Genomic DNA, 15,426 nt, shown 5'->3' with positions numbered 1-15,426 from the left:
CGATTCAATGGTCATGCTGGCCAGCATGCCATCCAGGGTCAGCGCCGCCAGCACCGTCAGTGTGCGCCAGTGGCCTGCCGGAACCGCTTCCGACACTCGTTCCGGACGCGGCGCCCAACCATAGCGGCGGGTCATTTCCGTGGTGACGCCGCTTTCGTCCAAAAACACCAGACAGGCCGGATCCAGCTCCGCTATTTGTTCCCACCACGCTTGGCGGCGCCAGAGGTTCTCGCCCGTGTCCTGCTCCTGCGCGCGGAGGGATTTTTTTTATGCCGCAACCCCCACCGCCGCAAAAGTATCCAAATCCAGCCCACGCTTAAGTGCAGCCGATGTTCCTGATCCAGCCGCTGCTGCAGTTCGTGCAGAGTCAGGTCCGGCTGACGCCGCATCTGTCGCTCCATCCACTCCCGGATGGCAGCCGTAACCAGGCTTTGCGGACCGTGCCGCCATGCACCAATCTCGATCTGGCCGGTCTTGCGCCGGCGCGCCGATAGCTTCTTTGCCCAATCCTCACTGACACCAAACCGCTTCGCCAGTTCCTTCAGGCTTCCTTCCCCACCGTCATACGCCGCAAAGAACTTCCCTCGCAGATCGTTCGAGTATGGTTCCGGCATCTGGGTGTGCGGACAATCGCCACTCACTCCTAGCTTGCAACACAAATGATCCCGTGCATAGTAACTAGTGAAATGCTCTAAAACCCGGCCCCAGACAAAATCGAGCAAAGAATCGGAAGAATCCCAGTGCAATGTGCTCGCTATCCGCAGCACACTGAGAAAATGACGCGACTGTGAACTATTCAACGGAAGGATTGCTCCAGACGCATTCGAAGCGATTCATTATCATCGCATTTGAGGAGCAGAGAATCATGGAAATCAAACGAAACGGCTCGCAGCCTTCGGCTAAAGGACCGGCTGACTGGTTCACCGGAACAGTGCGTGTCGATCTCCTATTCACTGCGCCCGATCCCGCGCGTGTGGTCGGAGCCAGCGTCACGTTTGAGCCCGGGGCGCGAACCGCCTGGCATACGCACCCACTCGGTCAGACGCTGATTGTCATCGCGGGGCTTGGCCGGGCGCAACGCGAAGGCGCCCCAGTCGAGGAAATTCGGCCGGGTGATGTTATCTGGTTTGCGCCCGGAGAAAAGCATTGGCATGGCGCATCGCCTGCCACGGCAATGACCCATTTCGCTATCCAGGAAAAGCTCGATGGCAAGACCGTCGACTGGCTTGAAAAGGTGAGCGACGAACAGTACCAGGGCCTTGGTGCTGCCGGATGAGAAGTGCAGGCGGATCTACTTCACTTTTGCTGATCAATCCGCGTGCGATCTGCGCGGGTGAGCGGTTGCAGTTGGGATCGCAGGGAGCCAAGTCTTCGGCTGTCAAGAAATCTTTTGAAGGTTGCAGAGAAAGCGCCTATTTCAGCCCAGTTTCAGGCTTTGATTCTAAAGTGGTAGGCGAGGCGGGAATCGAACCCACAACCCCCGGCTTAGAAGGCCGGTGCTCTATCCGATTGAGCTACTCGCCCACGTTTCTTCCATTGTAACTTTGAACGATCTTGGCGGGAAATCAAGTCTCCTCGACATCCGCTGCGGTCATTCCAGCCCCGTAACAATCGCTGCGGCGAAGGCTGCCAGACACTCTGCGAGACGTGATCGCGCATCGCAATCCGTCCGTCCGCACGCGGTCAGATATGCGGTCGCGCCCAGGTCATCCCGCTCGGGCTCGATCAGCGCCCGCCGAACCACCAGGTCGACTCTGCAGCATCGGAGCGGTATCTCCCGCAGCCGGGCACACACCTCTCTGCAAGACTGCTCTGCCTTGAACTGGGAATTCCATTGCTGATCGCTGCGCATAAGCAGGTCAACATAGCATGCGATGGCGTGCTGTGCCTCTTCACGCGTTGCGTCCAGTTCGTCGGCATCCAGCCGGCCCGGATCGAAGACATCGGTTTTCGAGGTCCACACCGGAGAGTTCGTCGCATTCATGCGCACGAGCGCATCCGCAAGACCCTGAAGCAGCCGCGCTTCTGTCAGCTCCGCAGCTCGACGCAGGTCTTCACGGAGATCGACGAATCCCGGCCAGTGCGCCTCGATGATGGGTGCATCGCCCCCAACCTCAAACTCCCAATCAGCTTCCATTCGATCCGTCTGCTGCTTGGGCAGCGGGGGCAAACTGCATCACGTAGCGGATAACACTGGCCTCGGCCCAATGAATGTCGTCGCCGCGATCGCGCGAAAGGTACGCACAGTGGCCTCCATACCGGGTCTCGACCAGCAGAATATGGGGATTTGCATGCAACGCTGCACGCGTCTCCGGGACCAGTCGAACAAATGGATCATCCTCCGCGCGGATAATCAGCGTGGGCACAGAAATCTTGTCGACCACGCGCGCACTTGCAGCACGATAGTAGTAGTCGTCAGCATCGCGGAACCCGCAGTGGCGGGCCACGATCGTGTCATCAAACTGCCGCAATGAGCGAATGGGGCCCACGCCGTCAATCTTGAAAACCTGCGGAAAAATCGCAGCCTTGCGCCGATAACGCCGCATCAGCCCGCGCAGAAAGTGCCGCTCGTACAAACGATTCACCGGCTCATGCAACGCATCGGAACCCGCGGCGAGATCGATGGCCGGACAAACCGTTGCCACCGCCGAGAGCGGTGCAGCACTTCCCCACTCACCGGCCAGTTTGAGCACAAGGTTACCGCCCATCGAATAACCGATGAGCGCCACCCGCTCAAGCCCGAATTGCCCGGCATAGTGGCGCATCACCGCGCCGACGTCCGCCGACAGTCCCGAGTGATACAGCGTCGGCGTCAGTTCGTCCGTGTCGCCGCAATTGCGCATGTTCATGCGAATCACATTACAGCCAACAGCCAGTGCTCTCGCCGCCAGCCCCCGGATATACTGCGATTGCGACGACCCCTCAAGGCCGTGAACCAGGATCACCGTCAGCCGGTCCGCTCGCACCGCCACCGGCTGCCAATCGCAAAAGCAAACCACGCGGCTGCCATCCAAAGGGTCAACCTCCACCGTTTCAGCCACAGCGGTCGAGTGGAACGGGGGGCGCGGCAGATAATTGCCCACAATGGTCTGCAAATGGCCGTTCGTTAGTCCGCGCCGCGGCTCAAAGGGGCGCAAACCTGCCTTCAGCATGGCGGCGGCAACGGCATCTACTATCTTTTGGGGAGGTTCAGGGCTCACGGGGCTCGTCAAAAAAGACTTTCCAGGGGCTCCTGGGCGAGTGCAAATTGGGGCGGCTAGAGGGGATCGAACCCTCGACATCCTGAGCCACAGTCAGGCGTTCTGCCGCTGAACTATAGCCGCCATATACCTCTCCGATTGTAGCATCGAAACAGTTGTCCCAAGGCTCGCCCGGTCCGCCCGCATATGCCCGATTCTGAAGCCAAATCGTCCCGTTTCGACCCTTCCGGCTCGTCCGCTCGGGAAGGCGATGTCATTCCGCCCGGCCGCTGGGCGCGGGGAACCCGGCTGTTTCGCGACGAGACTTTGCACCGTCTTGAAATCCTGCTCGATGAAGCCTTCCGCATCCCCTTTACGAGGATCCGATTCGGCATCGACGGCATCATCGGCCTCGTTCCAGGCTTGGGAGACGTGCTCGCCGGACTGCTCTCCCTCATCATCCCCATTGCCGCATGGATTCGTGGCGTTCCCTACGTGACCCTCATGCGCATGGGCGTCAACCTTGGCATCGGTGTGCTGGTCGGCTCCATCCCGCTTCTCGGCGACGCCTTCGACATTGGATGGAAGGCGAATCGCCGCAATTATCTGCTGCTGCAGCGCCACCTCGGCGAGCCGCGGCGTCATACCTGGAAAGACTGGGCGTTTCTCATTGTGCTCGCGTGCACTATGGCGCTCATCTTCGCCATTCCCATCCTGCTTGCAATCTGGCTTCTTGCTTGGCTTATCCAGCATTAGAGCCGCAGGTTTGCCCACGTGAGGCGCGCGCCATTCCGCGATACAATCAGAAAGCAACGTCGGGGCGTAGCGCAGTCTGGTAGCGCATCTGCTTTGGGAGCAGAGGGTCGGGGGTTCGAATCCCTCCGCCCCGACCATTATCAACTTATTGAAACTGAGCCTCTTAGGCCGTATTCGTTTTGAAATCAGCAAGTTCCATATCTCCATACAATTCCATGGCGTCTATGGAATCTATACTGTAGAACCAATTCTATACAAAAACGGTACCAGTGGTACCACCCCCAATTCTCTTGGAAATGGCTCTTTCCCGCGCTGGACGGACGCGCGACTGATCGCAGGAACGCGAAAAGCGCACCGGTTATCAACGCTCAGCAACAGAATCACCTCATGCCTCGCCCAGCGCCGCGTCTCTGACGTGACCGATTTCGGGGCGAGATCCCACTCAACCTATTGGATGGATTTGGTCTACATATTTCCCCGGCGCATTTCGGCTCGCACGGCTTCGGTCAGGTTGCTCCGAATCTTGGCGTCCCAATTGAACACAGTCGGGTCAATCGGAGTACCGTCCGAATAGCAAGCCATCTCGTCGGATGCTTTCTTGTGCCTGGCTTCGATGCGACAGATTGGTGAAGTCTGCTCCGTCGGCTAGCCTAATCTCAATGAGAGTACCCCGCTCCCAGGCCAATTCCTTCCATCGTGGCCCGGCTCCTGCTGAGTGCCTGTCATTTCCCAATCGAAAACGGAAAAGCACCTGTCCGACAAGGCGACTTTTTGCTCAAGTGGGTTGCTGCTGCGAAATGCACGCAATTGCGTCAGTGGACCCCAAGACGTTTCACAACATCCAATGTTGACAGCCGATCTCATTAACTTGGGGTGCCGGGTAGGTCTTAGAGAACTGCCATTTCTACTCAGTGATGTCATGGAGTGCACAATCGAAAGGGGAAACACATGTGCTCTCCGAAGAAAAACACGCCTCGGATTTGCCTGTCTTGCAGCCCGAAGATCCTCCGGCCTCTTCTCAACGTTGCAAGCGAATTGCCATCGCATCGAGCCAACCTTCCCTGACTCCAATCTGAGGTTGTTCCGCGTCAGAAGCTATTCTGCAAAAGCGAATTGAGTAACAGGTCGTCATCCCAATCCGGCGAACTTGCATATTGGCGGTGAATCGAGCAAGTTCCGTTCCCGCAAATCCAGTACCGCCAGGGTGCAGCCTGAAAAACGAATCAATCCTCCTTATTCCATGGGTTTGTCTCAAAACTTCTCGCCGCACTCCTTCTAGTCTGAAGTTGAATTTCAGACAACCAATGAACGATCTTGCCTTTTCGACAACTCACGAGCTCCGCACCATCGTGCTGGAGAATCGTCACTTGCGCATTGAAGTGCTTGCGGAGGCTGGAGCGAGGATTTGGCAGATTACATATAAGCCTTTGAACGTTGACTTGCTCTGGCATAATCCCAATGTCCAGCCAGCGTGCCAACCACTTCATGCTTGCTACGACGACACATGGAGTGGGGGATGGGATGAACTCTTCCCGAATGACGAAGCCGCCGATTTCGAAGGCATGGCGTTGCCTGACCATGGTGAACTCTGGACTCTCCAATGGGAGGCCAAGCCAATTGGAGAGCAAGGCACAGTTGGTGTGCACTTGCGCACGCGCACACCCATCAGCAATTTTCTAGCGGAAAAGACTTTGCTGTTGCGACCAGATAGCACAGTCATCGAAATTCGCTACCGTCTGACAAATCAGGGCACCCGGCCGATGCCGTTCCTATTCAAGTTGCATCCCGCGTTCGCCGTATCCAGCAGTCATCGAATCGATTTTCCCCGGATGGCGGTTCTGCTTGAGCCGGAGTTTCCTGGAACACTGGATGGCCCTCCGATATTTCCCTGGCCGCAAGCTGGCACGAATGGGACAGCAGTCGACCTGCGACGCGTGCCCGATGTGTCCTCGAAAGCGGTGCATTTCTTTTACGGCAAAGGCTTCGTTTCGGGATGGTGCGGAATCACCGACCAAGCCAAGCGTCTCGCTGCGGCGTTGCGCTTCGATCCTAAGGTGTTTTCAAGCTGCTGGCTGTTCGCGTCTCATGGTGGCTGGCGCGATTTGAACGTTGCGGTGCTGGAGCCGGCGACCGGCTACCCGTTCCGAATCAAGTCCATGATCGAAGGTGGGCGAGCTCGCCAGCTCGCTCCCGGCGAGAGTCTTGAAACGACTGTTCTGTTTTCAGTTCAGGAAGGATTGGCGTCTATCGGCGGAGTGGAGGAAGACGGTCGCATCCTGCCCGGAGACGAACCTTAGGAGTGGGTCGCGGTAGTCCCTTCTGAAGATAACTCTTTGGGCGTTTCCTCGATGGAAAGCAGAATCGCTGCCGCGATAGCCGTCACGGCGCCTGTCGACTGCATCCAGGTGAGTCGCTCGCCGAGGAAGGCGACTGCCAGAACCACGGTTAGCAGGGGATAGAGCGAGACCAAGGAAATGACGATGGAAGCTTTGCCGCCCGATTCGAGGGCGCGAAAGCTGGTCCATGCACCAAGTCCATTCAGCGCTCCACCGGCGATTGCGCTCAAGACAACGATCCGGGCCAATCCCCAGTGAGGGCGCGCGATGAGCAGCACCACGGCCGACAGAGCCACCATCGCCCAGCAAAACCAGAGAAACGATCTTTCGCTGGAGATGCGATTGGTCGACAGTTTCTGGGTGACGCCTGTGATGCCCCAAAGGACTAGGGCGAGAACGGCAAATCCAAGCCAGATGTGCATTGCTTCCTTCTGTGAATCAAGCGCTGAGTAAATAAATAGCTACGAACGCCAGTGCCAGACCGATCCATTGCGTGCGGCCAAGTCGTTCTTTCAGAAACATCAAGGCCAGGAGTACGGTAACCATCGGAAAGAGAGCCGTGACCGGCGCCACTACAGATGCCTTGCCACCTTTGACCAGCGCCTGAAAGAAAGCGATGTTTCCAACGCCACCCAAGATCCCAGTGAGGAAGGCCCAGGAAACTCCCGCGGCCCGTCCCTCGCGCCTGTCTTTGGCGCTTTGCCGATGCACCGTCCAGGCAACGAAGATCAGCAATGGCGCCAATCCGGCTGTGTAGAGAAGCTGGTTGACGTAGGCGTCGACGCCGGCAGAAGCAATTTTCGATACCAGACCCCATGTGCCCCACAACACGATGGTTGCCAGCGACCAGGATAGCCATGCCGGAATTCTCTTCAAAGTCTCCATTTTCCGTTTGAGCACCCTACTTTCAAATCTCACCGCCGAGCTTAATGGACCTTTGTATGGTCGAGCAATGGCTGCCCTTAGCGGGTATGCGTGTTTTCAGGTTCATTCTTTCGTTCTGCAGTTCTCGTGTTCCATGCGTGGATGGCTTCGCTTTATCATCAGCCCGTCGGGATCGATACACCATGAAGATTACTGCCGTTGAAGCGATTCATTTACGCGCGGATGACCCTCTAATCGAGCTGTTCGACGGCTCCTACGACGACTGTATTCTGGTGGTGCGCACTGACAGCGGACTGACGGGAATCGGCGAAACTGAATCAATGGCGCCGGCGATCCAAGCCATCGTCCGAGGGCCCTCCGCGCATAACCATGCACGATCTCTATCTTCCGTCCTGGTGGGTGCCGATCCCAGTGATCCCGTCGAGATGTGGCATCGTATGTACGAATCGACGGACTACGTGGGACGCCGCGGCCTGGCAATGCACGCCATTGGTGGAGTCGACCTGGCTCTCTGGGATCTAAAGGGAAAGGTCGAAGGCAAGCCCGTGCACGAATTGCTAGGCGGCGCGAGACGAGATCGCCTGCCCGCCTACGGAACCATTTACCCCATGGCGCAGACTCCAGACGGCGTTCGCGCGCAGGTTGCCGAAGGACAGGCCAAGAACCTGCGCAATTTCAAATTTGCGGCTGATCCCTGGTGGCTTGACGACATTGCACTCACGGGGCGTCTTCTTGCGGCTGCACGCGAACAGGCAGGCGACCGGGCAAACCTGATCATCGATGCGGCACTCTCGTATCGAACCGCAAAAGAAGGTTTGCGCCTATTTCCTATTTTTCGCGAAGTCGGCATCTGGTTTCTTGAAGCGCCGCTACCGCTTGATGATGTTGAAGGGCACCTTGAGATGAGCCGCCACGGTTTGCCGATTGGCGTGGGGGACCTCGGCCTGACTCACGTGCGCGAGTTCATTGAGATGATGGACAGGGGCGGCGCCAGCATTTGTCAGCCGGATATTTCCCAAGTGGGCGGATTTACGGGCATCCTGCAGGTGGCCGAGGCAGCCTACGCTCGCGGCAAACGCGTTGTTACCCATGGCTACAAGACAAATATCGAAATTGCGGCCAATCTGAACTTTCTGGCTGCGCAGCCAAACGTAGAACCGCTGGAGTTCTCGCTGAGCCATTCGCCGCTCCGTTGGAATACGACACGTGAGCATTTTCCGGTGGAAGAGGATGGCTGCGTTTGTGTATCCCAAGCGCCCGGCCTTGGCGTCACGCTCAACGAGGAAACCATCGAGCGTTATCGCTACGTTTCGTAATCCTGTCAGTTTACGCGAAGCAGCATCTTCAGGGTATCGCCAGGATCTGTTGTCATGCGATTGAAAGCAAGCTGGCCCTCTTCCAGAGCCATTTCCACGGTCCAGGGACTGAGATCGATTTCGCCAGCCTTGAGCAATGCGAGAGAGCGCTCAAAATCCACCGGCGTGTAGGCAAAAGACATTGCGACACGGTGCTCCTTGCGGATGCTGGTGACGAAGTCAATTTCGCTGCGCTCCTGACTCATTCCCAGCAGCACGACCAGGCCCCCGGGCCGGCATATATCGAACGCGGACTGTCGCGCCGCGCCCGAACCGGACGCGTCCAGCACGACGTCCAACCCTTTCTCAGCAAATCGCAGTGCCTCTGCGCGGCCATCCTCGCTGGCGACGTTTACCGCCAATGTCACTCCCATCCGGCGCGCCACATCCAGCCGCACATCGCTCACATCCTGCACAAGCACTTCGCGCACGCCAAGTCGAAGAGCCGTAAGCAGGGCGAGCGAACCCATCGTTCCTCCTCCGACGATCCCCATTCGAAAGAAGGGTAAAGGGGCCGCGATGCGGAACAAGTGGACGATATTGGCAAGTGGCTCCACGATTACGGCCCGTTTGTCGGTCAATTCGTCGGGGATGGAATACAACTGCGATTCTGGGATGGAAACGAACTCCGCGTAGCACCCCGCAGTGCGATCCATACCGAGGAGTCGCCAACTGGAACACAAATTCTGCGCTCCACTGAGGCAAGCTGTACAGTGGCCGCAACTGATAAGCGGATTGGCCACCACCCGCTGGCCCGCCGCAGTACGGCCCACAAGCTCGTGACCAAGCACCATGGGTGGAATTCGCCGCCGGCTATGTCCCAGGAATCCGGAGATGTCCGAGCCGCAGATCCCCGCTGTCGAAACCGCAATTTCAACTTCACCCGCGGTAGGAACAGGTCGAGGACGTTCCTCGATGCTCACCTGCCGCGGGGCGGTATATACCAATGCGCGCATTAAAAGTCCCTTTAGACGGCAGCGACCTTGTGCTCCGAGGCCTGCGTCTCGTGGCCGCCTAAGCGATGCGGCTGATTGGCATACGCTCGCGGCGTACAGTGCATGTATTTCTTGAATACTGAAGCGAAGTAGGCGGGGTTGCAGAAGCCGCATCGGTCTGCGACTTCGGATACATGGAGGCGAGGATCGAGCAGCAGGCGCTTGCCCATTTCCAGTTTCTGTCGAATCAGGTATTCCTCCAAAGTCTGTCCGGCCGTTCGGCTATAGACACGGCCCAGATGCCCGGCAGACAGCTTCAAATTCTGCGCAATGTCCTGAATGGTCGCATTCTCAGGGCCGAGCTCTCTTACCAGCCGATGGGTCTCGCTTACGATCTTCTGCTCTCGTTGGCTGAGTAGCTGCACGACCTGCTGTCGGAGCCACTCAACAAAAGTGCGAAAGGCATCAGCCATCGCAAAGGAGTTTGGCGAATCCATGATGGTCTGGATGGCGCCTTCCTTGGCCCTGGTCACGATTTCCGCACTGGGTCCGAGCTCGGCGAATTCGCGGGCAAGGTGCTCGCACGCCCAAGTAAGTAATCCGCGGGCTTGTTGCAGCTGAACGATGGATGTCGCTGTTGGCACAGCGGACGCGAGAAATTCACGCAGCGAAGCTGTAATGGCCAACGAGTCGGCGCTCTGCAGCGCTTTTAGAAGTCTTGCGATTGACTGTGCAGGCTGCTGATGCCGCGCGGGCTGAGCCTCAAACCAGTTCAAGGTTGAGTGCCCGGAATCTAGCGCTGAAATCGCCTCGTGATGTGCGCGCAGCAGTTCGGCGGGTTGCTGGTGGACGCCGCTCACTCCGATCCGGCTCATCATCAGTCCTTGAGAGCGCGCAGTTCGCAACAATGCCTGCGCTATTTCGTCCAACAACATGCGCTCATGGCTCGGGGTGCCTGACTTCTGCGTGGTAAAAATGCACATCTCACCAGGTGTCACCACGGTGGCAAGCGTATTCGGCCAACTGCGGCAGCGGTCTTCAATCAGATGTGCCACGCGCACGAGCGTCAATTGCGTACCTATCTCTTCGGCTGAGGGCTGTTCTGCATCGGATGAAACAGACTTGGCTTCTGTCTTGTCATCCTCCGTCTGCATTCGCAGTACCATGACGCGATCAGGGAATCGCTCCAATCCAACGTTGCATGCCAGTGAGCGTAGGGCTTCGGGTTTGCCCGCTACGCCGTTTACGGTATTCCCGGACAACAGCATTTCAGCGAGTTCGCGCCGGTCAAGCGCCAGTTCGCGCTCTCTCACGAGCTGAAATTCGCGCATGATCTCCAAGCGCTTCCAGGCATTTGCGATGTAACGTGCAAACACCTCCATCATTCGGACCATTTCTGCTAATTGCGCGGTAGTAACCACTGGTACGCGGTAGTAGGCTTCCTCAAGTCGCGCCATATCGATATGCGGCTGATTTTCCAAAGCTTGCCGAATTTGAATAAATCCCGCCGGCGCGGGCGGCTCAGTCAGCACTTGTCCGCTGAATAAAGTCCCAAGATAACGACCTTCGCAGATTACGGGCACTGCGATGTCGGTCAGACCAACGTGACATGGATAGACATGACTGCGTCCAGTGGCGCGACAACGTTCTTTGGCGGGCTTGTCGCTGCGGGCGCAAGTCTGCTCCTCGTGGGCACCAAAACCGTGCACCAGATCGCAGAAATACGTACTTGGACTGGGTGAACTTCGTGCCGGAGAATCTGGACCGGCCGCCCGCAATTGAACCAGCGCGTCGCCGGTGGTTACCCGCGGGCGCTCGGTCAGGTCAAAAAGCTCGAGATCGTCAGCCCACATCAATTCCACGTTGCGAATGGGGCTAGAGCTGTTGAGAAGGACTAGAAAGTACTCGAAAAGTTCGAGATCCTTTTTGAACTCTTGCTTGAGCGTTTCGCTCAGTGCTTCCTTTTGTCTCTTCATTGCGGACCACTTTCCGACCCTTACACGACCGCAGCCATGGTAACTGTTGAAACTTAGGCTCGAATACTGGAAAAAGAGCGCTATCTATTGTCTTATCGCCAGGAATGATGAAATTTTGACGCAATAAGGCAGCTTGAGGGCTCTTAGGGATGGGTGCGGACGGTCAGACCCCCGTCCACGACGAGCGACGTGCCCGTAATCCAAATGCTCTGGCTGCCAGCCAGGTAAATTGCTGCCGATGCTACATCGCAAGGGAGCCCTCTTCTTCCCAAAGGATGTAGCGATTCAGTCTCTCGGGCCGCTTCTTCTGGATTGCTCGTTGATCGCAGCCATTCATCCCACATCGGAGTATCGATATATCCTGGGCAAATCGCATTCACACGGATGCGGCGAGGAGCCAGTTCCAATGCGAGGTTGCGCGTCAATGCCATCAATCCAGCTTTGGAACAGGCATAGGGAATCGCGTTGGGGAAAGCATGGTCGGCATGGATCGAGCTGATATTGACGATTGCGCCGCCTATCACTGGAAACAGCGGAACAAGCGCCTGGCTCAAGAGAAGTGGGGAGCGCAGATTGACTGCGATTACGCGATCGAATGCTTCGGCACTGATCTTCTCCAACGGCAGGTCAAGTTCGATGCCGGCATTGTTGATCAGCACATCTACCCCTCCAAGCAATGCCTGGACTTGTGGCGCTAATACCTCGATTGCCAGTGGGTCCGCAAGATCCACCACGAGGCAGCTCACAGCAGGGCTTCCTTCCTTTCTCAAAGACTTCGCGACTTCCGAAACTCCCGCCTCGTTGCAATCGAGCAACAGTAAACGCGCTCCCATCGCGTAAAATTGCTCGGCAATTGCACGACCTATTCCCTGCGCGGCCCCCGTAACTACTACAGAGACGCCGCCAAATTCATCTGTCATTTGAGACTCTCCCTACTGGATGCAGATCGATCGATGCTTGTTTGGCGGAAACTTCGCTCAGGAAGATCAGTTCGGAACTCAAAGGATTTGGCAGGGTGATCTTCAGGCCATGGGTCATCAACTCATCTCCAGTCGCTTGCGCAGCTGGCGCACTTCCATCTTCAAAATGAAGTTCGTAGCGCTTGTTGGCATCAAGACCCGTCAAGACAAACCAATGCTCCGCTTCGCTTGTTGTGGTGCCTCGGAAGGCGAATACCACTCCATCGCTGCGTTTGGAGTCCCAATACTCCACTCCATCCCAATGGACTCCATCAGGACGCGCCGACACGTGGTACAAACGCGCATCGCGGATCAGCGGACGCAGCTTCTGCTTGTAAAGCGCAATCGCCTGCCTGGCCGCTTTGTGTTGTTCAGGGGTCCACGCAGTGGTGTCGAGCATGATGGTTACCCACCCCATCATGCCGCTGCGCAGCATATAGAGAAAATTCTCCCGCCGAGGAACCGGCCACTTCTCCACATAGCTTTCCAGCATTGCTGCCGGCAAGAGATAGCTTGCATCGTAAAAGGCGCGCCGGTTCGAGAGTGGGTCGTATGTGTCAGTGATGGAGAAATAGTCTCCATGCGCTGCAGACCCGAAGTCGACCATGCGACCACCATCGTTGCATATCTCGAACAGCAACCCGGGATGCTCGCGGCGGAGGTTTTCGTAGATATCGTAATAGGCACGGACAGCATGGTAGCTAACGTCGGTTGAGTTTGACCCCAGCGCAAAATCGAATCCCGAATCGTGGATGATCCGCATGGTGCTTTGATTGGGTGCGGCATGGGGATGATCGTCGCGAACACATCCCTGCGCAACGAGGTAGCCGTCGTGCTCAAGCATGTCGAGATGAAAGTCCTCGACGATGCGTTTCACCTCTTTGGCAGCGTAGTCGTGACCGGCAGGAACCCCAAGGTCCGTAGTTTCGCCTTTGAATTCTTCGGGCTTCCAGTCAGGTCTCAGATCACTCACCAACCAGTCGCGCACCTTGGGATCGTGTACATTCAACGCGCCAGGGGCAGTGTCAACGCCGGCTTGAGTCCAATCGACCCAGATGCCGAAGCGCAGTCCTCGCTTGTGCGCCACATCTGCGACAAATGCAAGCCCATGGGGAAATTTCTTTGCGTCGGGGTACCAGTCCCCTACTCCGCGAAACCAGCCCGCATCCAGATGGAACATTTCCAGGCCAAGCTCTTTCGACTCTTCGATCATGCGAAGCGCAAGGGCTTCATCAACCTGCATGCCGCTTCCCCAGCTGTTGTTCACCATGAGAGGGTATTGGGGATCTCTCCAAGTGAGAGGATTGCCAAGTACTGCGCGCACCCACGGCCGAATCTGATTACCCGCACCGTCAGGACCGCCTGAGAACGCACCGAGAAAAACTGCGGGGGTCTCGAAGTTTCCACCTGGCTCCAACCGTGTGCGAAACGGTCCTGGATCCGGATTGAGACCAAGTACTGTCGAGATAGAACCGGCGCTTCGCTCAAGCGAGATCCGTGTTCTGCCACTGAATTCGATTCCGACGTACCAGCCGGCTTGCGGGTGATCCGAACTGAAAACAAGTTCAGCAGGGATGATTTCGCGGGCGTCGCTTAATGCTGGAGATGCGTACGTGGAAGATGTGCCGGTCCAACTGTAGCCTTCACTCATCGACGCAAGATGTGTGCCTTGCGCCGAAGGAGCATCGGCTCCCTTCTCAACATAGAAATGCTGCAGATTTCTCTCTGCCGGGCATTGCAGCCTCAGGCGTAGAGAATCCACCAGAGGCAGCCAGAGTTCTTTCCCGCTCATGTTTTCGACGACGATGCGATGCTCCAGCGGACCATAATCTGCGCGCGCTTCCCATCGCCAGTGCAGGCGAAGACGGGGCGCCGAGGATTCGTAAACGAATGCAACGTGGTGCTTATCCGCTTCAGTCAATTCTGGATTGAGATGCCATGTCAGCGCGACCTCACTTCCATCGAATTCAGCGCTCGCTGGTAGTACGTCTTCCTGTTCGTTCTGCCATGAAGATGAGCCCGGAATTTCGAGAGTGACCAGCACCGGAGCCGTAGAGTCGGTGCTCAAGCGCACGCGAATGTCGCTGGTTTCCAAAGTGACATTCTGGTTCGGAACCAAAGTATGTGCCTCCAGGCACAACCAGATGCAGGCGGTGCCAACCGCAAGCACCCGCCTTCGCGCATTAACGCTTTGATTCATACTCAGCATGGTTTCAGGATTTCTTGCTTCGCTGCTTCATGGCATTGAGCTCTTAGACCATTCGGCTGCTTCACGTTCACCAACTCAAGTTTGGCTTCTTGTAGAGGTCATCCTGTAATTGCACTGGCAGGAGATTATCCGATGCGAGATCCATGGCGTATATTGCATAAGGCTTTCCGCCGGGCGTCAACCTGGTCACAGTATCCCCTCGCCAGGAGACATCGAATCGCTCCTTGGCTACCACGCTCTCAGCTGACTCTTCCCGTTGCTTGAAGTGCAGAATAATACGCTCTCCCTGCTTCGCTCCCGATACGCGAAGAAAATGACCGTCAGTCTCTGCAGCAAGTTTGATTCCCACAGAACTATCGATCGTTACATCCTTCGCCTGCAACCACCCCGGCAGACGAATCAATAATGGCTTTGAGGACTTGGGGTAGAGGTCGAGACGACCTTCACGAGGCAGATAGCTCACGACCCGGACGCTAGATGTGGCGTGGCTCACGAGCAAATTGATTTGAGTAGCATCTTTCGATTCTTGAACCGCGTTCTGATACGCCAGGAAAAAGCCGCGAACGCCGCCATTGATGCAGCAGCCTTCGATGCCCGAATCACGGCTCGCTATCAAGGTGTTTGGAGCCGCATAGCTTTCGAACGCACCCCGAAGACCCTTGGCCGTAGCCGGATCGTCGATCCTTAGTCGCTCCACATCCCGAAACTGGTTCGCAACCAGTTGATTTCGCACGAAGCGCTCCACGTCATCCCAGTATTCCGTATTGCCTTCCTTGATCAATTCCAGAGCCAACCGAATCGCGCTGGATATTGTGCATGTTTCACATGTCTGCGAC

15 protein-coding genes and 3 tRNA genes are annotated in these 15,426 nt (G+C 56.9%); 5 read left to right on the top strand and 13 right to left on the bottom strand.

Features of this window, described 5'->3' with window-relative positions; all coding sequences use genetic code 11:
- Together WCA10_RS16770 and WCA10_RS16765 are read right to left on the bottom strand one after the other, a co-directional pair.
- The coding region (locus WCA10_RS16770; RefSeq protein ID WP_472823658.1) for a transposase at positions 1-168 on the bottom strand (168 nt) is incomplete at its 3' end.
- A 23-nt stretch (positions 169-191) separates the two neighbouring features.
- Positions 192-641, bottom strand: coding sequence for a hypothetical protein (locus tag WCA10_RS16765; protein WP_472823657.1), 450 nt, complete (start codon positions 639-641; stop codon positions 192-194).
- Positions 642-865: 224 nt separating this feature from the next.
- Between WCA10_RS16765 and WCA10_RS16760 the strand changes: the two genes are divergently transcribed.
- Positions 866-1,276: a (R)-mandelonitrile lyase gene (locus WCA10_RS16760; protein WP_472823656.1), complete on the top strand. Its 411-nt coding sequence runs from the start codon at positions 866-868 to the stop codon at positions 1,274-1,276.
- A gap of 171 nt (positions 1,277-1,447) precedes the next feature.
- Here WCA10_RS16760 and WCA10_RS16755 read toward each other — a convergent pair.
- The 4 genes from WCA10_RS16755 to WCA10_RS16740 form a co-directional block, all read right to left on the bottom strand.
- A tRNA-Arg gene (locus WCA10_RS16755) sits at positions 1,448-1,524 on the bottom strand.
- A gap of 67 nt (positions 1,525-1,591) precedes the next feature.
- Positions 1,592-2,137 carry a hypothetical protein gene (locus WCA10_RS16750; protein WP_472823655.1) on the bottom strand — a complete coding sequence of 182 codons (546 nt, stop codon included), beginning with the start codon at positions 2,135-2,137 and terminating at the stop codon, positions 1,592-1,594.
- On the bottom strand, positions 2,127-3,200 hold the full coding sequence (locus WCA10_RS16745) for a YheT family hydrolase (protein WP_472823654.1): 1,074 nt from the start codon (positions 3,198-3,200) through the stop codon (positions 2,127-2,129). The genes WCA10_RS16750 and WCA10_RS16745 overlap by 11 nt, the downstream gene beginning before the upstream one ends.
- A 48-nt stretch (positions 3,201-3,248) precedes the next feature.
- Positions 3,249-3,323: transfer RNA gene (locus WCA10_RS16740), tRNA-His, on the bottom strand.
- A 63-nt stretch (positions 3,324-3,386) separates the two neighbouring features.
- Here WCA10_RS16740 and WCA10_RS16735 point away from each other — a divergent pair.
- From WCA10_RS16735 to WCA10_RS16725, 3 genes are all read left to right on the top strand, one after another.
- Positions 3,387-3,935, top strand: coding sequence for a DUF4112 domain-containing protein (locus WCA10_RS16735; RefSeq protein ID WP_472823653.1), 549 nt, complete (start codon positions 3,387-3,389; stop codon positions 3,933-3,935).
- 60 nt (positions 3,936-3,995) lie between these two features.
- Positions 3,996-4,072 (top strand) — tRNA-Pro (locus WCA10_RS16730).
- A 1,167-nt stretch (positions 4,073-5,239) separates the two neighbouring features.
- On the top strand, positions 5,240-6,232 hold the full coding sequence (locus WCA10_RS16725; RefSeq protein WP_472823652.1) for an aldose epimerase family protein: 993 nt from the start codon (positions 5,240-5,242) through the stop codon (positions 6,230-6,232).
- On the opposite strand, the gene WCA10_RS16720 is transcribed toward WCA10_RS16725, so the two are convergent.
- Positions 6,229-6,693, bottom strand: coding sequence for an EamA family transporter (locus WCA10_RS16720; protein ID WP_472823651.1), 465 nt, complete (start codon positions 6,691-6,693; stop codon positions 6,229-6,231). The genes WCA10_RS16725 and WCA10_RS16720 overlap by 4 nt on opposite strands.
- A gap of 16 nt (positions 6,694-6,709) precedes the next feature.
- Positions 6,710-7,147, bottom strand: coding sequence for an EamA family transporter (locus tag WCA10_RS16715; RefSeq protein WP_472823650.1), 438 nt, complete (start codon positions 7,145-7,147; stop codon positions 6,710-6,712).
- 191 nt (positions 7,148-7,338) lie between these two features.
- Here WCA10_RS16715 and WCA10_RS16710 point away from each other — a divergent pair, with 191 nt between their 5' ends.
- Positions 7,339-8,472, top strand: a complete 1,134-nt coding sequence (locus tag WCA10_RS16710) for a mandelate racemase/muconate lactonizing enzyme family protein (RefSeq protein ID WP_472823649.1) — start codon at positions 7,339-7,341, stop codon at positions 8,470-8,472.
- A 5-nt stretch (positions 8,473-8,477) separates the two neighbouring features.
- Here WCA10_RS16710 and WCA10_RS16705 read toward each other — a convergent pair whose 3' ends face one another.
- The 5 genes from WCA10_RS16705 to WCA10_RS16685 form a co-directional block, all read right to left on the bottom strand.
- A complete protein-coding gene (locus WCA10_RS16705) occupies positions 8,478-9,467 on the bottom strand; it encodes a zinc-dependent alcohol dehydrogenase (protein ID WP_472823648.1) in 990 nt (329 codons plus the stop codon).
- Between the two features lie 11 nt (positions 9,468-9,478).
- Complete coding sequence (locus tag WCA10_RS16700) at positions 9,479-11,422, bottom strand: PocR ligand-binding domain-containing protein (protein WP_472823647.1); 1,944 nt, start codon at positions 11,420-11,422, stop codon at positions 9,479-9,481.
- A gap of 143 nt (positions 11,423-11,565) precedes the next feature.
- Positions 11,566-12,342: an SDR family NAD(P)-dependent oxidoreductase gene (locus tag WCA10_RS16695; protein WP_472823646.1), complete on the bottom strand. Its 777-nt coding sequence runs from the start codon at positions 12,340-12,342 to the stop codon at positions 11,566-11,568.
- On the bottom strand, positions 12,332-14,581 hold the full coding sequence (locus tag WCA10_RS16690; RefSeq protein WP_472823645.1) for an alpha-galactosidase: 2,250 nt from the start codon (positions 14,579-14,581) through the stop codon (positions 12,332-12,334). The genes WCA10_RS16695 and WCA10_RS16690 overlap by 11 nt, the downstream gene beginning before the upstream one ends.
- Before the next feature lie 76 nt (positions 14,582-14,657).
- A complete protein-coding gene (locus WCA10_RS16685) occupies positions 14,658-15,371 on the bottom strand; it encodes a hypothetical protein (RefSeq protein WP_472823644.1) in 714 nt (237 codons plus the stop codon).
- Positions 15,372-15,426 lie beyond the last annotated feature (55 nt).

The sequence above is a fragment of the Occallatibacter sp. genome (assembly GCF_049582745.1).
Lineage (GTDB): Bacteria > Acidobacteriota > Terriglobia > Terriglobales > Acidobacteriaceae > Telmatobacter.
The sequence above is the reverse complement of the archived record's forward strand: the minus strand, read 5'-3'. Positions and strand labels throughout refer to the sequence as shown.